The organism is Acidilobus saccharovorans 345-15 (genome assembly GCF_000144915.1).
GTDB classification, from domain to species: domain Archaea; phylum Thermoproteota; class Thermoprotei_A; order Sulfolobales; family Acidilobaceae; genus Acidilobus; species Acidilobus saccharovorans.
On the sequence record NC_014374.1, the window covers coordinates 1,322,396 to 1,342,844 of the forward strand.

At 59.7% G+C, this 20,449-nt stretch carries 23 protein-coding genes; 14 read left to right on the top strand and 9 right to left on the bottom strand.

The annotated features are described in order from the left end of the window. The first annotated feature begins 13 nt into the window (after positions 1-13). On the top strand, positions 14-679 hold the full coding sequence (locus ASAC_RS06800) for a LysE family transporter (protein WP_013267259.1): 666 nt from the start codon (positions 14-16) through the stop codon (positions 677-679). Here the strand turns inward: ASAC_RS06800 and ASAC_RS06805 are convergent. Continuing rightward, entirely contained in the window at positions 676-1,254 is a 579-nt protein-coding gene (locus ASAC_RS06805) for an O-methyltransferase (RefSeq protein WP_013267260.1), read from the bottom strand. The genes ASAC_RS06800 and ASAC_RS06805 overlap by 4 nt on opposite strands. Before the next feature lie 175 nt (positions 1,255-1,429). On the opposite strand from ASAC_RS06805, the gene ASAC_RS06810 reads away from it, so the two are divergent. The 3 genes from ASAC_RS06810 (at position 1,430) to ASAC_RS06820 (ending at position 4,188) form a co-directional block, all read left to right on the top strand. After that, positions 1,430-3,481: a hypothetical protein gene (locus ASAC_RS06810; protein ID WP_013267261.1), complete on the top strand. Its 2,052-nt coding sequence runs from the start codon at positions 1,430-1,432 to the stop codon at positions 3,479-3,481. Positions 3,482-3,586: 105 nt separating this feature from the next. Next, the gene (locus ASAC_RS06815; RefSeq protein WP_013267262.1) at positions 3,587-3,904 is read left to right on the top strand and encodes a winged helix-turn-helix domain-containing protein; all 318 of its coding nucleotides are present in this window, start codon (positions 3,587-3,589) and stop codon (positions 3,902-3,904) included. After that, positions 3,895-4,188: a hypothetical protein gene (locus tag ASAC_RS06820; protein ID WP_013267263.1), complete on the top strand. Its 294-nt coding sequence runs from the start codon at positions 3,895-3,897 to the stop codon at positions 4,186-4,188. Before ASAC_RS06815 ends, ASAC_RS06820 begins: the two co-directional genes overlap by 10 nt. On the opposite strand, the gene ASAC_RS06825 is transcribed toward ASAC_RS06820, so the two are convergent. From ASAC_RS06825 to ASAC_RS06845, 5 genes are read right to left on the bottom strand one after another with little or no spacing between them, the layout of a single operon-like run. Next, the gene (locus ASAC_RS06825; RefSeq protein WP_013267264.1) at positions 4,156-5,079 is read right to left on the bottom strand and encodes a DUF4350 domain-containing protein; all 924 of its coding nucleotides are present in this window, start codon (positions 5,077-5,079) and stop codon (positions 4,156-4,158) included. The genes ASAC_RS06820 and ASAC_RS06825 overlap by 33 nt on opposite strands. Then, positions 5,076-6,857, bottom strand: a complete 1,782-nt coding sequence (locus tag ASAC_RS06830; RefSeq protein WP_048812884.1) for a DUF4129 domain-containing protein — start codon at positions 6,855-6,857, stop codon at positions 5,076-5,078. The genes ASAC_RS06825 and ASAC_RS06830 overlap by 4 nt, the downstream gene beginning before the upstream one ends. After that, positions 6,847-7,089 (bottom strand): hypothetical protein, encoded by a 243-nt coding sequence (locus ASAC_RS06835; protein WP_013267266.1) that lies wholly within the window; start codon positions 7,087-7,089, stop codon positions 6,847-6,849. Before ASAC_RS06835 ends, ASAC_RS06830 begins: the two co-directional genes overlap by 11 nt. Beyond that, positions 7,076-7,783 (bottom strand): hypothetical protein, encoded by a 708-nt coding sequence (locus tag ASAC_RS06840; RefSeq protein WP_013267267.1) that lies wholly within the window; start codon positions 7,781-7,783, stop codon positions 7,076-7,078. Before ASAC_RS06840 ends, ASAC_RS06835 begins: the two co-directional genes overlap by 14 nt. Positions 7,784-7,828: 45 nt before the next feature. After that, positions 7,829-8,386 (bottom strand): DUF1616 domain-containing protein, encoded by a 558-nt coding sequence (locus tag ASAC_RS06845; RefSeq protein WP_013267268.1) that lies wholly within the window; start codon positions 8,384-8,386, stop codon positions 7,829-7,831. Between the two features lie 91 nt (positions 8,387-8,477). On the opposite strand from ASAC_RS06845, the gene ASAC_RS06850 reads away from it, so the two are divergent. After that, entirely contained in the window at positions 8,478-9,026 is a 549-nt protein-coding gene (locus ASAC_RS06850; protein WP_013267269.1) for a hypothetical protein, read from the top strand. Positions 9,027-9,171: 145 nt separating this feature from the next. After that, entirely contained in the window at positions 9,172-10,491 is a 1,320-nt protein-coding gene (gene dnaG, locus ASAC_RS06855; protein ID WP_013267270.1) for a DNA primase DnaG, read from the top strand. Positions 10,492-10,522: 31 nt separating this feature from the next. On the opposite strand, the gene ASAC_RS06860 is transcribed toward dnaG, so the two are convergent. Further along, positions 10,523-12,931, bottom strand: coding sequence for a DNA-directed DNA polymerase (locus tag ASAC_RS06860; RefSeq protein ID WP_013267271.1), 2,409 nt, complete (start codon positions 12,929-12,931; stop codon positions 10,523-10,525). Between the two features lie 40 nt (positions 12,932-12,971). After that, positions 12,972-14,177, bottom strand: a complete 1,206-nt coding sequence (locus ASAC_RS06865; protein WP_013267272.1) for an NRAMP family divalent metal transporter — start codon at positions 14,175-14,177, stop codon at positions 12,972-12,974. A gap of 131 nt (positions 14,178-14,308) precedes the next feature. Between ASAC_RS06865 and tmk the strand changes: the two genes are divergently transcribed. The 4 genes from tmk (at position 14,309) to ASAC_RS06885 (ending at position 16,629) form a co-directional block, all read left to right on the top strand. Then, a complete protein-coding gene (tmk, locus tag ASAC_RS06870; protein WP_013267273.1) occupies positions 14,309-14,953 on the top strand; it encodes a dTMP kinase in 645 nt (214 codons plus the stop codon). A gap of 61 nt (positions 14,954-15,014) precedes the next feature. Beyond that, complete coding sequence (locus ASAC_RS06875; protein ID WP_013267274.1) at positions 15,015-15,332, top strand: hypothetical protein; 318 nt, start codon at positions 15,015-15,017, stop codon at positions 15,330-15,332. Positions 15,333-15,413: 81 nt separating this feature from the next. Beyond that, a complete protein-coding gene (locus tag ASAC_RS06880) occupies positions 15,414-16,184 on the top strand; it encodes a DsbA family protein (protein ID WP_148217203.1) in 771 nt (256 codons plus the stop codon). Beyond that, entirely contained in the window at positions 16,177-16,629 is a 453-nt protein-coding gene (locus ASAC_RS06885) for a hypothetical protein (protein ID WP_013267276.1), read from the top strand. Before ASAC_RS06880 ends, ASAC_RS06885 begins: the two co-directional genes overlap by 8 nt. A 146-nt stretch (positions 16,630-16,775) precedes the next feature. Here ASAC_RS06885 and ASAC_RS06890 read toward each other — a convergent pair whose 3' ends face one another. Beyond that, the gene (locus ASAC_RS06890; RefSeq protein WP_013267277.1) at positions 16,776-17,630 is read right to left on the bottom strand and encodes an NAD(P)-dependent oxidoreductase; all 855 of its coding nucleotides are present in this window, start codon (positions 17,628-17,630) and stop codon (positions 16,776-16,778) included. A 68-nt stretch (positions 17,631-17,698) separates the two neighbouring features. Between ASAC_RS06890 and ASAC_RS06895 the strand changes: the two genes are divergently transcribed. The 4 genes from ASAC_RS06895 to ASAC_RS06910 are packed head-to-tail and all read left to right on the top strand — an operon-like array spanning position 17,699 to position 20,438. Beyond that, complete coding sequence (locus ASAC_RS06895) at positions 17,699-18,745, top strand: NMD3-related protein (RefSeq protein ID WP_148217204.1); 1,047 nt, start codon at positions 17,699-17,701, stop codon at positions 18,743-18,745. A 6-nt stretch (positions 18,746-18,751) separates the two neighbouring features. Further along, complete coding sequence (locus ASAC_RS06900; RefSeq protein ID WP_013267279.1) at positions 18,752-19,084, top strand: S1 domain-containing protein; 333 nt, start codon at positions 18,752-18,754, stop codon at positions 19,082-19,084. Then, entirely contained in the window at positions 19,081-19,863 is a 783-nt protein-coding gene (locus ASAC_RS06905; protein WP_013267280.1) for a serine protein kinase RIO, read from the top strand. Before ASAC_RS06900 ends, ASAC_RS06905 begins: the two co-directional genes overlap by 4 nt. After that, a complete protein-coding gene (locus ASAC_RS06910; protein ID WP_013267281.1) occupies positions 19,845-20,438 on the top strand; it encodes a KH domain-containing protein in 594 nt (197 codons plus the stop codon). Before ASAC_RS06905 ends, ASAC_RS06910 begins: the two co-directional genes overlap by 19 nt. Positions 20,439-20,449: the final 11 nt, after the last annotated feature.

The window sequence follows — 20,449 nt, forward strand, 5'->3', positions numbered from 1 at the left end:
TCAGGGTTATATAGTGAAGCCTTTCCCACCAACAGGGGTGCTAGAGCTGCAGGCGCTCCAGCTCATAGGTCTGACCGTGGCCCTGTCTGCAAGTGGAGCGCTTTCACCTGGGCCCCTTTCGGCCGCGGCGGTGGTTAACGGCGCCAGGCAATCCTGGAGGGCGGGGGTTAAGATGGCCGCGGGCCACATGACCTTTGAGCTGCCCTTCGTGGTTGCGATAGGCCTGGCCGCCTACGAGCTCAGGTGGGCCCTCAGCCTTAGCATAGTTAGGTACGCCCTTGGAGGGGTGCTCGGGGCCTTCATAGTTTACTTCTCCGCGGCCACCGCCATTGATGGCTTGAGGATGCTCAGGGGCGGGGACCCCGAGGTGAAGGCATCGCTTGCCTCAACGCCGTACGTTACGGGCCTCGCCCTCACGGCCCTTAACCCCTTCTTCCTCCTGTGGTGGCTCACGGTAGGGCTTGTGCTCGTGGAGGCGGCGTCCACGATGGGCCTCGTGGTGGGGTACTCAATAATGTACCCGAGCCACGTTTGGATGGACTACGCCTGGCTCACCCTCCTCTCGGGCCTCGGCTACCAGGGCAGGAGGCTCCCGGGCAGGAAGTACGGCCTCCTCCTTCTGGCGCTCTCAACAGTCATGCTGGCGGCTGGAGCTTACGCGCTGATGGCCCTTGCCTAGGGCCTCCTCGCTATCAGGACGCCCTCAAGCGTGGGCACCACAGCGTACCTCCAGCCCGCGCCGCTGAGCTGCTGGAAGGTCTCAGCCGGGGGCGGGGGCCTTATGGCGTTGTGGAACAGGACTAGGCCTCCCCTCTTGAGCTTCCTGAGCATGAGCTCGGCGACCCTGGGGTAGAGGCTCACGTGAACATCAACGAAGGCCGCGTCTATGCTCTCATCATCAACTCCCTCAAGCACGTTGACGGCGTTGCCCTCGATAAACGTCACCTTAACCTTCTCGAGCTTGACGTCCCTGAAGAACTCCTGGGCAGCCTTGACCCTGTCGCCCCTGAGCTCAACGGCGACGACGTCGCACTCGCCCGAGCAGGAGTCCTCAAGGGCCTTAGATATCCAGAGCGTTGAGTACCCCATGGCCGAGCCCAGGTCAAGAACCTTGGCTCCGGAGGCCCCGCTCAGGTGGGTGAAGAGGGCGGAGTAGATTACGAGGCCATCCTCAAAGTCTATTCTGCTGACGCCAGCTGAGTCCGAGTCCAGCCTGAGCTTCAGCTCCAGGTCCCTGAAGTCGCTCTCCCTCAAGCAGTTACCCCAGGGTTCAGTGGGGCATTACTAATTTAAGGTAACTCTATTTTGAAACAAAATATTTTCTAATTTAAAACGTAATGGAGAGGCTTAGGATTTGTATACGAATTGCACATAATTTTGGAAAAGTGATTTTAATTTTAATCTAGCCTAAACCTCCTGAGGCGAGACCGTGGACGTAAAGCTAGCGGGCCTCTCGGCGCTGGTTATAGTGCTAGTGATAGTCGCCGGCGCCCTGGGGGTCATGTACTCATCGCTTGCCTCAAAGTACTCCAGCCTAAAGTCAAGCTATTCCTCGCTCAAGGGCAGCTACTCCAGCCTAAACACAAGCTACACAAGCCTCAGCGCCAGCTACTCATCGCTTAAGGGCGAGTACTCCTCGCTGCAGAACATGTACTCAGCCCTTGAGAGCATGTACAAGAACCAGCAGGCTGACGTGGTCCTGGCCGCAGCCATGAGCCACTGGAACGACATCGCAATAGAGAGCCCCAGCCTGGTGGCCCCGCAGTACCTGTCTAACGCCACGCTGCACTGGATAGGAGGCCCCCTGAGCGGCGTGTATACTGGCATCTCAGCTATTAACGCGACGTGGAACAAGTTCTTCAACATGTATGAGACCGTCTACTGGTACACCATAGTGCCTCCGACGGTCACCCCTGTGTCGCCTGGCGTCTACAACGTCACGGGCTACGTTCAGTTCCTCGTGGCGCCCACGGCGGCACCAATAAACGTGCTGGTGCTCAACGTGACAGAGGTCCTGACTTACGTTAACACTTCGAGCGGCTACCTCATAGAGAACGAGGTCTGGAAGGTCAAGCCCATACCTCTGACCGACGTAATTGCTGGATACCCAGGCCAGGAGCAGCTGGCCGAGAGCGCGGTCCTTGCAGACGCTATGAGCCACTGGAACGACATAGCCATAGAGAGCCCCAGCCTTGTTATCATGCAGTACGCCCCAGATGCGACACTTGACTGGGTCGGCGGACCGCTGAGCGGAGTCTACACGGGAATCCCCGCGATCAATGCAACTTGGAACAAGTTCTTCAACATGTATGAGACCGTCTACTGGTACACCATAGTGCCTCCGACGGTCACCATGATAAGCCCAGTGGAGTACAACGTGACTGGCTACGCCCAGTTCTTCGTGGCCCCAACCGCCGCGCCTCTTGACATATTCGTGCTTAACGTGACAGAGGTTCTCACCTACACCTACAACTCCAGCGCGGCCTCATTCCAGATAACGCATGAGGTCTGGAAGGTCAAGCCCATACCGCTTACTGACGTAATAGCTGGCTACCCAGGCCAGGAGCAGCTCATAGAGGGCACCGTTCTGGCCGCAGCCATGAGCCACTGGAATGAGATAGCCATAGAGAGCGCTCCGCTCGTGATAGCTGAGTACGCTCCCAACGCGACGCTCGACTGGGTGGGAGGCCCCCTGAGCGGCGTGTATACTGGCATCTCAGCTATTAACGCGACGTGGAACAAGTTCTTCAACATGTATGAGACCGTCTACTGGTACACAATAATACCGCCCACCGTAACTATGATAAGCCCGACGGAGTACAATGTGACCGGGTACGCCCAGTTCTTCGTAGCGCCTACGGCAGTTCCGATACACCCGCTGGTGCTCAACGTGACGGAGATACTGACCTACGTCTACAACGAGTCAGCCGCCCAGTTCCAGATAACGCATGAGGTCTGGAAGGTCAAGCCACTGTCGCTCAGCGACGTGATAGCGGGCTACCCGCCGCAGACATACATAGAGGAGCAGATGGCGCTCGCCCAGGCCTACGCGCACTGGAACGACATAGCAATAGAGAACGCCTCCCTAATAATAACTGAGTACGCTCCAAACGCCACGCTGCACTGGATAGGAGGCCCCCTGAGCGGCAACTACACCGGTATATCAACGATTAACGCCACCTGGACAAAGTTCGACAACATGTACGAGTACGTCGTCTGGTACGCCCTGGTGCCGCCGACGGTGCAGGTCAAGGGTGACATGGCCATGGTAAAGGCCCCGCTGCAGTTCGTGGTGTTCCCGTACCCAACGGCGTCCAACCCGCACCCGGTTGAGCTGGTGCTCAACGTGACGGAGATACTCTACTACAACTACAACGCGACCGCCATGCAGTGGCAGATAGTCAACGAGTACTGGATAGTGCACCCGCTGTCAATATCAGACGTGGCCCCAGGCTACTCGCCTGGCCAGTACCAGGGCTGAGGGGCCCGACTTGGATGACCCAAACGTAAATACAGGGTCTTTTTTGTTCTTGCTCAATTCGCTTATTTACTCAGGCCTACATATGACCTCCTGGGAAACCTATGAATGCCTGAGAGGGGCCTCGGCTTTCGAGACAAAGACCACCTGCTCTGGTGGCTCTTCATCGGCTCGAGGGGAGGGGAGATGAGGCTGAGGATCGTGGAGCTGCTCGCCAAGGGGCCGGCCAACGCGAACCAGATAGCCGAGGCCCTGGGTGTCAACTACAGGACGGTCAGGCACCACCTGGAGCTCCTTGTGGAGTCCGGCCTGGTGATTACAGAGGGCCCCAGGTACGGGCAGCTCTACTACCTGTCAAAGGACATGCTTGAGTCCCTGGGGAGGGTGAAGGGGATGGTCAAGGAGGGGAGTCTCAGGTGGCGCTGACGCTCATGTCATTTTGGAGCCTTGAGATAGCGGTCTCAGTAGTTGGGCTGGCGCTCGCCGCCTACGTGTTCTCATTTTACTACAGCTCAGGCGTCAGGAGGACCTCCATAGGGAGGAAGCTAACAGCAGCCGTTGGCGTGTTCACCGCCCAGATGCTGGTCACCATAGCCCTCTCGTTCTACCTTGCCAGGAGGTTCTCAGCCGACGTGGCGGTGCCAATGCTAGCGATAACGACGCTGGAGGTGGTCGGGCTAACCCTCATCACTCTGGCCGTCAGGGAGTGACCTCTCCCTAGCTATTTCTATAAGCTTCTCTCTGTCCCAGTCGGGGTGCAGCCTTAGAAGAGCATCAACCTCGTCCTCTACTTCTTCAGCCGTCGGTGGCCTGGCGTGGTAAAGGACAACGACGGCCGTGAGGAGCAGGGCCACGAGGGCCTGGCCCTCCAGCGAGCGGACGAAGTGGAGGGTTTCCTGGGCGAACACCTGCAGCGGGGGGCTCAGCCAGAGGAACTCAACCAGGTAGGCGTCTGTGCTGTTAATAAGTAGCTTCAAGGCGTTTGAGTTGTCTGCCTGGGAGAGGAGCCCGCCGGAGGCTATGTAGGGGTCAGAGATCACTATTAGCTTCCCTGCTCCAACCTGCTGATAGGCTGCGACCACATATGACCCATTACCCTCCAGCGTGCCGTTGACGAGGATCCTTGAGTTAGGGGGCACCTCTATGAGCGGCTCGGCGCCAGGGCCAAGCTCAAGGGGGGAGGCGTTGAAGAGCGCTATCGTGAAGTTCCTGAAGGTCGCCAGCGGCGCCAGGGGGGTGCCGGCGTTAATTGTCGGGTTGACCACCACGCCCTCCGCGACAGTTATGTTGGAGTTCAAGGACCTGAGGAGCTCGTTAACGCCGGCGCCCGAGCCTATAACTATGAGCCTCCCGCCCATGTAGAGGAACTCCCTGAGGGAAGAGGCCTCGCCTGCGGTGGGCCTGAGCTCTGGGTCCACAACTATTGCCACGGTGGCCCTGCCGTTGAGGAGGTCGCCTGGCTGGGGGATGGGAACTAGGTTAACAACGCGGGCCAGGGAAGACCCAGGCTGGTGCCCCCACGAGGCCCCTATGGCTAACCCCACCGCTACCGCCAGGGCGAGGCCGAGAGCTATGTAGCCCAGCGGGGCCCTGAGCTTCACATCCCCTCGGACCTCCTCAGCTCGTCGACAAGTTTCTTTATGTTGTTGATGGCGGCCTCATCCCTCAGCCCGCCGTAGGCAACCCTCTCCATGAGGTCGGCAAGCGACGAAAGCCTGTCCGCCAGCTCCACCCTCCTTGACGCTATGGCTCCGCTCAGCTCTCTAATGGTAGTTGAAGGCAGCACCGGAACCCTGAACTTGCGGCCCATCCTAACCAGCAGGTCCCAGGCATCGTTAAGCGCGCCGACGGACGCTAACTTCCTTGGCATAAGCGGCGATGGAGCTGTACGACGCCTGCGCAGCGCGTAAAGCAGGGCCACCGCGGCCGCCACGGGCACCTCGGTGGGCACCGACGCGGCCCTTACACTTTGAGAGTAAGGCGAGAAGGTCGCATTGACCGGGTACATAGTTACGTTAACCGAGAAGGCCAGCTGGGGCTGGAGTAGCGGAAGTATTAAAATAAAAGACCCCCTGGAAGTCAGGCCGTTAACCTCATTGTCACCGAAGCTTATGCTAAGCCTTGACGGCACCGGTGATGCGCCAGAGACCACCAGCACGCCGGGCGAGAGGGCCCAGGCGCTTAGCTTGCCTGGCCTGTCTGGAGGCCTATATATGTAGACCTCGGCTGAAGCCGACGAGGGGGCGCAGCTGCCGTATTGAGAGGTCGTTACGCTCACATTATTGTACCCGGAAAGCCCCAGGGGCACGGTTAGGTTGACCGTCGCTGTGCCATTGTTTATGACGCCTCCATAGCTAAGGCTGCCCAGGGTAACAGTGTAAGCTGGGCTGCACGAGGCGTTAGAATACCTTATGTAAATTGAAATGACGTGACCTGGCATCACTACGGGCGGCCTCACGGAGACGTTAAGGCGTGTCGGGACGAAGCTCAGCTGCCCACACACATATGACGTCAGGCTCCTGTTTATTATTAATGACCCGGTCGGGATTACCTTGGCGTGAACGCACTCCATGCCCGACGCGTTGAAGACCGCCTGCAGCCCTACGCTGAAGTAGCCTGACGAGTTGGAAACAGCTAACACGTTGAGGTCGCCGACGCCCACCTCAACAAGTGCGTTGCCGAGCGGTGAGGACCCGTTCACCAGCACAGTGCCATTTACATAGAACTTCTGGCCAAGCTTATAGTGAGCGGGGGCCCGCAGGTCTACTGTCACGAGGCCGTTTACCTTTCTGGCCACGGACAGCTGTATAATCTTAAGCTCAAGGTAATCCTCCCCCGTGAAGAGGCCCGTCACCCCTAAAGCCCTGTTGACCAGCTTCATAGCGTCCTGGTAGGCCTGGGGACCCAGCTCGGCCTGCTCCGCGTAGATATACGACATAAGCGAGTAGATGGTGGCGTTTGCCCTGGCCAGGTACTGGAGGGACAGGTTAGCATAGTACGCGGCGAGCGTGTAGTTGCCTTTGCTGTAGTAGCTTTGTGACATAAGGTAGTATCCCCCTCCCTTTCTGGTAAGGTTGAGGGCCTCCTCGATCTGGTCTAACAGGGGCTTAAGCTGGGGAATTGTGGCGAACTCCCTGTAGGCGGCATTGACCGTTGACTCCACCTGTGACGGTGTTGACGCCGAGGAGAGGTTGTTTATGAACCCTTCAGAGATGACGGCAAGAGGAGCAATGTAATATTGAAACTGGGGCAGCTTAACATGGTTAAAGCTCTGGACGACCCTTGACCTCTCCCATGAGTAGTAGCTGACTGACGCCACTATTATGCCTCCAACCAGCGCCAGGGCGAGGGCGAGTGCCACGGCCTGCCTAAGGCACAAGGCCCACCACCTTAAGGGCGCTGTAAAGTATGAACGCGGAGGTCACGGCTGCGGCTATTGTCATCAAGTGCCTGTATCCTCTGGGCTTGGCGTACCAGGCCGCGGGTAAATAGCTTAAGGAGTAGAGCCCCAGGTAAACTCCCAGGGACTCCTCCCCGCCTATGACGAGCGCAAGCTCTATGAGGGCCGTCACGAAGAAGATGTATATTAAGAACGCCTCACTTCTGTCCACCGCTCTCAGCCCCCAGAGGCCTGAGCTCAACGGCCCAGCCGTCCTGCGTCCTGTAGGAGTCAGCGACCGCAACTGGGACTCCCTTAAGGGAGGCCACCACGGTCGCCCCGAGCAGCAGCGGGAGGGTCCCGGCCCTGTTCAGCCTGGGCAGGTCATCCATGACAGGCCTCACAGCCTCAAGCACTATGACGTTGCCCCTCTCCTCAAGCCTAATGGCCTTGGCCATCTCAGACCTCTCTACGACCACCTCCCTGAGGGCTGACTCCATGTCCGTGGAGCTCAGCGGGAGCGGCGAGGGCAGGAAGGCGAGCACCCCCCTGCGCCCTGCGGGCGACGGGAACAGGCTCTGAGGCGCGCTTCTTAAGGCCCTGGCCACAGCCTCAGGGTCCGCGTCCTCGCTGAGGGGTATGAAGGCCGCGCACCTCCCCCCGACTGGAGGCATCACTATTGCCTTCCCCCTGGCGTCGGCCTCCTCAAGGAGCGCTTCAAGGTTAACTCCCAGCGCTGAGAGCATGGACCTGAGCTGCGGCGGCTGCGGCCTCGGCGAGTCGCCGATCACTATCGCGCTTAGGCCAGCTATGGCAACGCCTATCATGGAGAACGCCAGGGGCCTGTAGCCTAGCGAGAAGTATGCTATGAGCCCCAGAGCCGCGGCAAAGGCCGTGGTGGCGTAGCCCAGCTCCCTAATGGCCACACAGTGTCCCAGTGGAGGGCGGCTAACGCCATTAAAAACACGACGTCAGCTCCTCCTCAGGGCCTCCTCGTAGCTGGCCCTCCTGGCCGCTGCAACTAGGATTAGCGCCACGGAGAGGCCGTCCACGGAAATTAGGGTAGTGTTGACGGTCAGGTCCACGCCTATGGTGACCAGCGTTATTCCTATGATGGGCAGCAGGGACAGGCTCATTGCTATGGCCAGGGCCGCCTCGTCGAACCCCTTCCACTTCCACTCGGGGTACAGGGCCCTCACGAGGGCCAGGCCGGGTATGTAGAAGAGGGACGGCGCGCCCATGGCGACCTTTATGAACTCGAGCTGCACTGGCGAGTGGGGCACGAGGAGGGCCGCTACAACGCCAAGGGCTACCCCCAGGAGGGCCAGCCAGGCCCACCACGAGGCGGGGCTCAGCATGTAAGCTGCGAAGCCCCTGCCCTCGCCCCTGACGTCTATTTCGCCTGACTCCCTCATGGACCACAGGGCCCTGGCGACCTCCTCGCCGTAGCCCATGGAGCTCGCTATCTCCCAGACGTAAAGCGAGCCTCCCCCTTCCTTGATGGCCCTCCTTATGGCTTCCTCGCTCAACTCTGCCCAGGGCAGAGGGCTTGGGCGTGCTTAATACCTTAACGCAAAGCGTTTTACTTCGACTAAGGACTCACCTAACTTCAGGGGAGCCATGGAGCCCATAAAGGCCAGAAGGCTTGGCAGGGAGTCCACGGACGGCGTCTACTATTTTGACTTCAGCAGCGGCTACTGGGTAATGATGGAGGAGTCGGCCTCGCCGCTCATCCCCAAGGAGAGGTACTCCCTCGTCTACTTTGACAACACCCTGTGCCCCGTCTGCAGGAGGTACGATTTGCACTGGTACCCGTTCGTTGAGTCAAACCTCGAGAGGCTCAGGGGCTTCGGGCTTTACGTGGTGCTCTGCGACTGGTTCACGCAGCAGTGCACCTCAGCCAAGGGGGCCATGACCTTCATAGAGTACAAAGTGAGGGCGTCGCCGACTACCATGTTAATGCTGAGCGACGGCTCAAAGGTGATATACACTGAGAGGTACGAAGGCCTGCTCACTGAGAGGGACCTGAACAACATAGTCTTCACGTTCCCGGAGAGGGCCGAGAGGGCGGCCAGGGGCGAGAAGGTCGAGAGGCCCTTAACGGAGGAGGAAATGATAGAACGGCTGTCAAAGACCCTCGCGCAGGGAGGCGCAGGGGCGAAGCCTTAGCGCTATATCCCTTCATGGTGGCATGGCTTAGGTTAAGCCCTGGAGGCCTTATTAAAGGGCTTTTATCCTGCGCCCCCACATACCTCTTGAGGCAAGAGGGTAGCCAAGCCACAGCCCTCTTAGAAGAGAAGAGGTGTGACGCGAGGTGTTGAAGTACCTCATAAGGGCGTCATTTGAAGTCGACGGAAGGGTGGAGAAGCACGACATAATAGGTGCGGTCTTCGGGCAGACGGAGGGGCTCCTGGGCTCTGAGTTCAACCTAGAGGAGCTCCAGAACAAGGATAAGATTGGCAGGGTTCACATAGACCTGAAGTACCAGGGCACCAAGACCGTGGGCGAGATACAGATACCCAGCAACCTGGACAGGGTTGAGACCGTCCTACTTGCTGCCATGATAGAGACCGTGGACAAGGTGGGCCCGTACACTGCAAGGATAACGGTGGAGTCCATAGAGGACCTGAGGGCGGAGAAGCTGAAGTGGATAGTGCAGAGGGCCAGGGAGCTGCTGCAGACGGTTAAGGAGCAGGAGCCGGACATAAAGGAGATCATAAGGGAGGTCACGCAGAGGATAGAGGCGCAGCCCAAGGTAATAGAGTACGGCGAGGACAAGCTCCCAGCTGGGCCGGACGTTGAGAAGTCAGACACCATAATAATAGTCGAGGGCAGGGCCGACGTAATAAACCTGGGCCGCTACGGCTACACCAACACCATAGCCATAGGGGGAGCCAAGGAGAGGGTGCCCAAGACCATAATTGACCTGGCCAAGGGCAAGAAGGTCATACTGTTCGTTGACGGCGACAGGGGCGGAGAGATGATAATGAGGACCGTGCTGAGCCAGATGCACGTCGACTACGTGGCCAGGGCCCCCAAGGGCATGGAGGTGGAGCAGCTGACAGGGAAGGAGGTCGCCAGGGCCCTGGCCCAGATGGTGCCAGCTGAAGAGATGATGAAGCAGCTCGGCATGGCTCCTGCCCAGCCGGCCCAGCAGGTCCAGCAGCCTCAGCCTCCCGCCGGGGCGGCGGCCCAGCAGGAGCAACAGGCGGTAGTCCAGCCCCCCGCGGCCCAGCCTCCTCAGCAGCCCCAGGCTGAGGCTCAGGCAGTGGCCCAAGAGGCTCAGCCTCAACAGGCTGAGGTGGCTCAGCAGCAGGCCGGCGTTACGTCACTGATAATGCCCAAACAGGTCCTAGACAACATGAAGGAGCTCAAGGGGACCCTGGAGGCGGTGGCCTACGACAGGTCGTGGAACGAGGTCGCCAGGCTCAAGGTTAAGGACCTGTTCAACTGGATGCAGCAGATAGAGCCCGGCAAGGTCTACGCGGTCGTCTTTGACGGGATAATAACGCAGAGGCTCATCGACGCCGCCTCCGAGAAGGGCGTGGCCCTGCTCATAGGGGCCAGGATAGGGAGCAAGGTGTCATCAAGGAAGGGCGACGTGGTCTTCATGACTTTCAGCGACATTGTGTGAGCCGGGGCCCCTCCCCTTTGTTTTTTGTTGCCTACTTCTTGTTTATGTAGTCGAAGAGCGAGGCCTGCCTGCCGCCCGCCTTGAGCTCCCTCTCGCTGATGCCAAAGAAGCTGAGTATCCTGAGGGCGGCCGGCACTATCTGCTTGTCTATGTAGTAGTTAACGTCTATGTCCTGCGGCTTCACCAGGAAGTAGGGCCTGGCCCTCCTGCTCAGCGGCCCGTCACCCTTAACAATGACGTAGCCTATCTTTGAGCCGACGTCTATCTTGAAGCCCAGCTTCTCCATCATCTTCGCCACGTACACGTGCGGCGCCTCGGCCTCGTACTTGTCAACGCTCTTGGTCAGGGTCTTCCATATTATGAGCTTCTCCACCTCCACCTTGCCGTTCCTGAGGTCATTTATGACCTGCCTCACGTAGTCCACGGCTTTCCTCACGTCGTCGCTCCTGAGCACTATCTCCGCCACCTTGGCCTGGGTGTCCTTGGCCAGGTCGCTCCAGTCGCCCCTGACGGCCTCAAAGCCCACTATGTCTATCTTGCCCTCCGGCGTGAGGCCCGCGTACCTCTTCTTGGCCTCAGTGAAGAAGACCCTGCTGTAAACCTTGTCTATCTTTATGTCAAACTCAAGGCCCTTGGTTATGCCCTCTATGACCTTCTCAACCTTCTCGGGGTCGTTCTCAACGAAGAGGCTGTCGGTGTCGCCGTAGTAGACCTTGAGCCCGAGGGACCTGGCCAGGGAGGCGGCCCTAGTGATGAGGTCCCTGCCCCACGCGGTTACAGACTCAGCGCACTGCCTGCAGTACCACCTGGCCCCGGCCCAGCCCATGTAGCCGTAGCTGGCGTTGGCGAGCACCTTTATGGCCCTCTGCCTCTCGTTGAGGAGCCTGTACTGCGGGCTCCCCTCGGGGTACTTCTTCATGGCCGCCTTGACCTCAGCCCTCCACTTCAGGAACCTCTCCAGGACCCTCTTGAAGAACGCGTCCCTGTCGGCGCAGAACCTGTGCCTGACCCCCGGCGCCTCGTTTACCCTCTCGCAGGCCTCCCCCTCCTTGAGCAGCGTGTCTGGGCCAACGTTGTACTTAACCATTATGCTGGGGTACATGCTGGCGAAGTCCAGGACTGCCACGTTGTGGTGGATCCCCGGCTTGGGCTCCAGCACGATAGCGCCAGTGTAGGTCTCGAGCTCCCTGGTCTCCTCCTCGGCCCTGTTGGGCACCAGCTCCCCCAGCTTCCTGGCCTCCCTCATGAACCTCATCTCAAGCCTGAAGGCCACGCTGGCGGCGGCCACCTGGTCAAGGGGCAGGCCGCTTATCTGGCTCAGCTGCGCCCCGAAGGGCAGGAACTGGTAGGCGAGGCCAAGGGTTGACGTCACGTCGTCCATGTTGTATGCTAGCAGCGTCTTCCTCTTCTCCGAGTCGTCCCAGTACTCAGCTATCCTCCACCAGTCGACGTTGACCCTCTTGTCCTTAGGCATAACGCCAAGGTAGTCTGCGACCTCATCGAGGGTCTTGACCTTGACCTCCTCTATCTCCTCCGCGAAGTTGTAGAGGTCCACGTTAAGCCTACCCTGCACGGAGATGTGCCCGAAGACGCTGGGGTTGGGCTCGGCGCCCCTCTTCCTGCCCACCTCAAGCTTGACGCCGTTTACCTTGGCCCTCTCCAGGAGGTAGGGCCAGTCAAAGGAGTTCTGGTTGTAGCCAACTATTACATCTGGGTCCTTCCTCCTTATGACGTCGACGAACTTCTGTATGAGCTCCTTGTCGGAGTGTCCCGCGGCCTCGAGCTGCAGCCTCTCGCCGTCGTTAAAGGCCACCCCTATGATAATGACTGGGTCCTTTGAGGGGTTGGGCGAGCCCTGCGGGTTGTAGGCCTCAATGTCAAACGCCATTATCCTGAGGCCGTCGAGCGGGTCGACGTCAGCCATGGAGGGCTCCTCCGACGGCCTACTTACCAGCCTGTAGGCGCCGTCAGCAATTATGTCGCTCCTGTTGACCGGCTCCGCGTCTGCGACGTACCACCTCATCGGGTACAGGTTCAGGTCTATCAGGTACCTCATGGAGAACCTCACGTCGGCCTCGAGGACCTCAGCCACCCCTGGGAGCTTGGCGGCGAGGTCACGGTACTCCCTCACGCTCTCGGGTATGAGCGTCGTCACCCTGAGCGCGGTCACGGGCCTTCCGAAGTACTTCATGTCAACCTTCTCGACGGAGGTCACTGGGCTCCTGGGCCTCGAGAGCCTCCTCAGCTCCTCGGCAAGCTTGTCCAGGTCCGCGCCGTTCTGAGGCAGCACGTAGAAGTAGGGCCTGAAGGTGTCGTCCAGGAGCAGGAGCCTCCTGCCCTTGACGTCCCTGGCCCAGATCTCTATTACAGGCCTCCCGCCCTCCACTGAGTAGCTCACGTCAAGGAGCTGAAACGTCAGCCTCTCGGCCACCAGCTGCACCAGGCTAACAGGGGCGACCGAAGGCTTAAGCCCTTGCTCTTCACAGCGACGCGGCTATCGCTATAAGCCCCGAGGCCACGACGAGGGCTGACATGATCCAGTAAGCTACTGCCCTCGCGCCCCTGAGCCTGGCGCTCCCCATGACGTCCTCCCTGGAGGCTATCCTGCCCAGCATGTAGAGCAGCGGCGCCAGTATTATAGTGAAGGCCGCCATGAGGTCAAGTATCAGGTTGATGAGGTCGCCCAGCGAGAGGGCTACTATCACGAGGGCTGGGACGCTCTCAAGCACGTAGGTCAGCCTGTAGGCCAGGGTCCCCCTCTTAAAGTTCACTGCCTCGAGGAAGCCCCAGGCGGAGCCAAGCGATATGACTACCAGGGCCAGGAAGCCCGACGCCATGAAGCCGAGTCCCATTATGTACCTGCTCGCCAGGCCCAGCGGCTCCAGCGCGCTTGCCAAAACGTTGGCGTCAAGCGCGGCCCCAGCCCTGCCGCCCAGGAATATGCCGACGACTACAGTGGCAACCATGAGGAGCTCTGACACTATGGCGCCAACCAGGGTCTCAAGCCTCTCCGGCCTCAGCTCCTCGGGCCTCAGCCCCTTCCTGACGTCGGCGCCTGAGTGGAAGAAGAGCATCCATGGCATTATCACGGAGCCCACGCTGGCGGCCAGCATGTAGTCAAAGCTCGGCCTCCAGAGCGGCCAGGGGCTGAGCAGGGCGTCGCTGATCCTCCCTGGGTCGGGCCTCGTGACTAGGGCCGTGTAGAGCAGCGCCGCAACAAGCAGGAAGCTCACTGGAAGCAGGAAGGCCTCGGCGTGCCTGTACCTGCCGCTCCAGGCCACCGCTATGTGTATTGCAAAGACCGCCAGCAGGCCGGGGAGGAGGGGGAGGCCCAGGAGCTTAAGGCCAACCGCGATCCCTGCGTACTCCGCCACGTACTCCATGATGTCAGCGACCGCCATGGGGATTGAGGCCAGCTGGGCCATCCTTCGGCCGTAGAGCCTCTTTATGGCCGTGCCCAGCCCCATGCCTGAGACCGTCCCGAGGGTGCCCGCGGCGTCCTGGATTACAAAGAGGGGCACCGTGAGGGCCAGCATGACGCTGACCATTATGTAGCCCCAGGCCGCCCCGACCTGGAAGCCGGTGACTATGGAGGCCACGTCGACGTCTGCCATCATTACAAGCCACGCTGGCCCGAACGTCCTAAGCGAGTCCTTTAGCTCCCTGCTCAGCCTGCTGGCGTCCATCTTCAGCTCTAGGCTTTCTAAGTTGCCTGGAGCTTTTTTAAGTGTGCCTAATTTTTAAGGTTATTTAACTAATATCGGTTATCCGAAGTAAGCGGTAAATTAAGGCCCTCCAGCTGTTAGCTGGTCAGGCCTTGAAAGGCGCCATAGTGGCTCTTGAGGGGATAGATGGCAGCGGCATAACAACGCACTCGAAGCTGCTGGCCCAGAGGCTCTCATCTATGGGCTACAGGGCCATATACACTAAGGAGCCCACCGAGGGTCCCGTGGGGCAGGTCATAAGGCAGCTCCTGGCCCAGGGAAGACCTGAGCCGAGGCTCGCGGCGCTGCTCTTCGCCGCCGACAGGTCGTGGCACCTCTGCTGCGACCCCTCCCTGCCGGGAGGCGTCATGGGGGCCCTAGAGCAAGGCTACGTAGTTGTGATGGACAGATACAAGTACAGCTCCATAGCGTACCAGGGGGCCTCCGGCGCCGACCCAGGCTGGCTCTGGGAGGTCAACAGCTTCGCCCCAGAGGCTGACCTCCTGATATTCATAGATGTCCCTGTTGAGGTGGCCCTGTCCAGGGTGGCCGAGAGGCAGAGGAGGGAGGGCTACGAGGTCGAGGGGTTCCTCAGGAGGGCCAAGGAGAGGTTTTACGAGGTCCTAGCTCAGGCCGAGGCCAGGGGCGTGACCGTGGTCAGGCTGAGCCAGGTAAAGGACGACAGGCCCCTCAGCGTCGACGAGTTCTCCTCATTAGTTCTGGAGGAGGCCCTCAGGTTCCTTAAGACATTAAGATAAGGCATGCTGGGAAACGCTTAAAACTTAGGCAAATAGCAGTTCCACTGGACGGTGAAAGTAGATGGCCAGGGACAAGGTTACCGGCGCGGCGCTGCTGATAATCTCCGTTTTCATAATAATAATATACAACGTTGCCATGTGGTACCCGCCCCTCTCCAGCCTGGCCGCGTCGTTCCTGCTGAAGCTCACGGACTCAATAATAGTCATAGTGGTGCTTGCAATACTCGCGTGGATAGGCTACACGCTCGTCACGACCCCTCCGCCTAAGCCCATAGAGGAGATAGAGAAGGAGCTCGAGAGCGAGCTCAAGAGCCTGACCTCGCAGCAGGGGAGCTCGTCATCCAGCTCGGGCAGCAGCAAGAGCGGCGAGCATTCTTAACTTAACAGAGGCTATTCAAGGAGTTTTATTAACGTCAGCCGCTAGGAGCCCCTGGGTGGTGTTTTGAAGGACAGGGGGTCCTTGAGTAAGGCTGAAGCCATAGTAATAATCGTTATAGCGGTGGCCGCAGTGGCCGGGGCCGCTTACGTGATTAGGCAGTCGCCGTTTCACAGCAGCGTTCCAAAGACCACAGCGCCGGAGTCCCAGGCAAGCTCGTCAACTACAACGTCGTCAGGCCCCCTGACGCTGAGCGACATAGAGTCCCTGAACTCCAGCTGGATAATATCGCTGGGCCCCCCTAACTCGTCAAAGGTCATAGTTGTGGTCTACGATCCCGAGTGCCCCTACTGCTCCCTTGAGCTCAACGCCACCCTGCCCTTCCTCTACTACGTCTCGGAGAACACCAGCCAGGCCAGGGTGATATTTCTCGGGCTTCCGATACACGAGTACTCGGTCCAGATGCTCGAAATTCTCTACGAGGTATATCACCTCTATGGTCCTGTGGCCTTCGTAAAGCTGCTTGACGCCAACTACGCCTACTACACGAGGAACATAGAGCTGTACCTGAATCACGAGACTAACCAGCTCATCATACCCACCAACTACACCCTAATATACATGGCAGACGCCCTGGGCTACAACGTCACCCAGCAGGAGTCGGAGGTCTGGTATCCGGCAGTCGAGGAGGTCGCTAACTTCCTTCTGTCACACAACATAAGCGCCACGCCGGCCTTGCTGGCCTTTAATGAAACTGGCGCTCCCGTGTATTACGAGGTCGGCCTGGAGCAGCCCCTGTATATAGAGGGCAACCTCACAGAGAGGCTTGGCCTGCAGGTGCCTGGGCTTGGCTGACTGCGAGCTGAGCGAGGTCAGGGTCCCGTGGGGAAGGTACCTTGTGGCGATCTGCGAGGGCCACGTGGATGACCACGAGCTTGAGAGGGTGTCAACGGAGCAGGGCCTCAAGGCGCTGGTTCTGAGGCTCGCCAGGAGGCCCGACCCCTGCGAGGCGGCCCTCTACCTGGCCTACTCCAGGGAGGACGCGGACCAGGGCAGGGTGAGGCTAAGGAAGCAGCACCTGCAGGCCCTCCTGTATGCCACCAGGTCGAAGCAGCTCTCCGAGGCCCTGAGCAGGTCAAAGGGAGGCAGCACCATCGTGGTCGTATCGGACGACCCCTCAAGGCTTGAGGGCGTTGCCTCAAGGCTCGGCCTGGGCCTGGGCAACGTTAAGGAGGCCAGCTGCGACCCCTCATCGCTTCAGGACCTAAGCTCCTTCAGGCTTCAGCTGCTGCTCAGCTGAGCGCGTCAATTTTAAAGCGGCCCTGACCTTTCCTGCCTGTTACGGCGGGACGCTCAGCCGGTAGAGAATTTGAGCTCTGAGTGCGAGGTACTCGCGGCCCGATGATTGGGTGGACCGCTGCTGAGCCGTGAGGATGGAATCCAAGGCTATGAGGGCCTCTTAGGCCTCACGAACTCTATTATCTTGGTGTAGTCCAGGTCCCCCATTCCGTGGGCCTCGGCGCTCTTGTAGAGCCTTGCTGCTGCCGAAGTCACAGCCGCCGGCAGTCCGACGTCAAAGGACGCCCTGCTGGCGTATTCAAGGTCCTTAGCTGCCAGCGAGAGCCTGAAGTGAAGCTGTGAGCCCGAGAGCATCCTGTCTATGTACTTTTCGGCCACCCCTGCAAAGGCTGTCCTCTTCATAACCTCCTTCAGCTTCTCAGGGCCAACGCCGTAGGCCTCAGCGAGGGATATTGCCTCGGCAAGCGACGACATGGTTGTTATCAGCACGGAGTTGTAGGCAAGCTTAAGCGCCATGGCTGAGCCCGGGCCGCCGCCCACCTCAATCAGCTCCCCGGCGGCGCTCAGGACGCCCCTCGAGAGCCTGACGCAGCCCTGGTCCCCGGCCACCAGGAAGAGAGCGCTCCCCCTCTCCAGGTCGTTGGCCCCGCCGACGACGGGGGCCTCGACGTAACATATGCCAAGCCCTGCGAAGTGCTCTGCCAGCGCCCTGCTGGTGTTGGGGGTTATTGTTGAGGAGTTTATGAAGAGGAGGCCGTCGGCCCTCCTCATGTCAGTGGCAACCGATATCATCGCGCTGTCGTCGGAGAGGAAGGCTATGGCCGCGTCAGCTGCCTCCACGGCCCTCCACGGGGAGCCGAAGGCCTGGCCCCCTGCCTGCTTCGCAAGGGCCTCCGCCTTCTCCCTGGTCCTGTCCCACACGTGCACCTGGAAGCCCTGGGAGCTGAGCCTCATGGCCATGGCTGAGCCCATGAGGCCGGCCCCTAAGACCGCGACTTTCAACTAAGCCACCGAAGTATTTAGCTTCAGGGGACTATTTCTGCCTGCGCAGGGAGGTCGGAAGCACAGCCTTGCCTGAAAGGATCTGTCCCATGTGCGGCAGGAGCAGCAGGGAGGTGGAGTTCATAGGCAGCCTCTGCAAGGACTGCTTCGTTAAGAGGTACGGCATCGCGAGGCTGCCGGAGCAGGTGGAGGTGACATATTGCACGTCCTGTCACGCCCACAGGACCTCTGGCAGGTGGTCGGACCCGTACCCGAGCCTGGAGGAGTCGCTCACTGACTACTTGGAGGCGTACCTTGCCAACAAGGTTAAGCCCGTGGAGCCCCTGGAGAGCGTAGGCATAGACGGCGTGAGGCTGGAGCTGCAGGGGGGCACGGCGACCGCCTACGTTGACCTAGAGGGAAGCTATGGTGACGTCAAAGTTAAGGGGACGGCGGTCGTCAAGGTGATGCTTAAGCCGACCCTGTGCCCCGTGTGCTCCTCAAGGAAGACGGGCGAGGGCTACACGGCTGTGGTGCAGCTGAGGTCATACCCAAGATCCATCAGCGAGGTCAGGCGCCTGAGCGAAAGGGTGCAGAGGATAGTGGCCTCGATAGGTGACGACATAGTCAAGGTTGAGGAGCGCAAGGAGGGCCTCGACGTGTACGTCAGGGAGCACTCGGCCGCCAGGGTGCTCGCGACGAGGCTCAGGTCTGAGTTCAACGCTAAGGTCATAGAGACCTACAAGGGGAGGGGCGACAGGCTGAAGCTCTACGTCTCCGTGAGGCTGGCCACAGTGTCCCCAGGGGACGTGCTTGAAGTGGACGGCACGCCCTACTTCTACATGGGGGACAGCCAGAACGGCCTGCTGCTGATAAACCTTGAGACGGGCAAGAGGGCTGTCATGACCCCGGACGAGCTGTGGGACCAGGGCTTCAAGCTCTACGAGGGCCAGAACCTGGAGAGGATGATGCTGCTCAGCAGGCAGGGCAACAGGTACGTGCTTGTCGGCGACGAGGGCTCCATAGAGGTGCCCTCCGACCAGGTCGAGGCCTTCACTGAAAGTGTAAATGAAGGCGACCACTTCTTAGTTTATTTATCCAGGAGGCGCATCTACCTCGTGAGGAGGGAAGAGTAGCGCTTGGTGGAGAAGAGGAAGCAGGGCAAGGGAGAGACCCCCCTTCCAAACGACGAGGAGGGGACCATGCTCTGCGTGACCGAGAGGATACTCGGAGGTAACTTCGTGGAGATAATGTGCGCTGACGGCAACAAGTACAGGGCCATGATACCGGGCAAGATGAGGAGGAGGGTGTGGATACACGAGGGCGACCTGGTGCTCTTCCTGCCCTGGGGCACCCCGGACAACAAGGGGGAGCTGGTCTACAGGTACAGCGAGTCGGAGTCCAAGGAGCTCACAAAGAAGGGCCTCGTGCCAAAGGACCTCCTCGACCTCATGAGTGGTGAGGGCGCCACTTGAGCCCGCACAGGATAAGGATTGACAGGGAGGAGAGCAAGGTAAAGGACGAGGACGTAATAAAGACCGTGGAGGAGGTCTTTGACTCCTTCACAAACTACCACGTCTACAGGCTCAGGAACTCGCTGAAGGCGTTCAAGGAGCTCAGGGGGGCCGTAAGCGCGGGCAAGGAGGCCAGGGTTTACTGGGCCAAGGGGTGGAGGGGCGAGGACCTGGCGGTCAAGATATACCTCACATCCTCGGCCGAGTTCAGGAAGAGCATAAAGAACTACATAGCTGGCGACCCCAGGTTCCCCTCGGTGCCGTCCAAGTTCAGGGACCTCGTCTACCTCTGGGCCAGGAAGGAGTACGGTAACCTTGAGGACATGGCTAAGGCCGGCGTCAGCGTCCCTGCCCCCGTGGCCGTCTCGGGCAACGTGCTCGTAATGAGGTTCCTGGGCGAGAACGGCCTCAGGGCCCCCCTGCTGGTCGAGGCCTGGAGGGAGCTCGAGGACGAGGACGTGGAGAGGATGTTCAACTTGTTGGTTGACGACATAGAGAGGATGGTGTGTAAGGCCAGGCTGGTCCACGGGGACCTGAGCGAGTACAACATAATGATATGGGAGGGGAGGCCCTGGATAATTGACGTGGCCCAGGCGGTGAGCCTCGACCACCCCAAGTCAAGGGAGCTCCTTGAGAGGGACCTGAGTAACGTCTTTAGCTTCTTCTCTCACAGGCTGGACGTGAGCGAGAAGGAGGAGAGCCTCAGGAGGTCCTTAGAACAATGCCTGGAAGCGAGCTGAGGCCCCAGCCCCAGGCCAGGGCCTACGAGCCCGTGCCGCCCGAGGAGCTGGGGAGGGTTAAGGAGGTCATAGGTGGGATATCCAAGCAGGTCATGGAGAGGCTCGGGGTCTCCATAAGCGTTGACGAGCAGAACTCAGCTGTCATAGTAGAGCCCCTGACGCCTCAGGGCTCAGCCAACGTGCTCAAGGCGAAGGACATAGTCAGGGCGCTGGTCATAGGCTTTCAGCAGTCCGACGTTACAGAGCTATTTGACGACGATGTAATATTGGTCGTGGTTGACGTGGCCTCCGCCCTGGAGGACAAGGAGAACCACGTGAGGAGGGTGCTGGGCAGGATAATAGGGGAGGGCGGGAGGGCCAAGAGGGCCATAGAGGAGATGGTGGGCGTCAAGATAGCAGTCAACGACGGCAGGGGGCTGGTCGGCATAATTGGCGACTACGAGAGGGCCATGATAGCAAGGCATGGGATTGAGATGCTCGTGGAGGGCAAGATGCACGGCACCGTTTACAAGAGGCTTGAGGCCATGATGAGGGAGCTCAAGAGGAGGGAGTCCACGGAGCTCTGGTACAAGTGACGCGGATAACC

What these genes read in the sequence shown, in the direction of transcription:
- ASAC_RS06875 (WP_013267274.1), top strand. Translation starts at nt 15,015, where the DNA reads ATGGCCAGGGACAAGGTTACCGGCGCGGCGCTGCTGATAATCTCCGTT.
- ASAC_RS06850 (WP_013267269.1), top strand. Translation starts at nt 8,478, where the DNA reads ATGGAGCCCATAAAGGCCAGAAGGCTTGGCAGGGAGTCCACGGACGGC.
- ASAC_RS06865 (WP_013267272.1), bottom strand. Translation starts at nt 14,177, where the DNA reads ATGGACGCCAGCAGGCTGAGCAGGGAGCTAAAGGACTCGCTTAGGACG.
- ASAC_RS06910 (WP_013267281.1), top strand. Translation starts at nt 19,845, where the DNA reads ATGCCTGGAAGCGAGCTGAGGCCCCAGCCCCAGGCCAGGGCCTACGAG.
- ASAC_RS06815 (WP_013267262.1), top strand. Translation starts at nt 3,587, where the DNA reads ATGCCTGAGAGGGGCCTCGGCTTTCGAGACAAAGACCACCTGCTCTGG.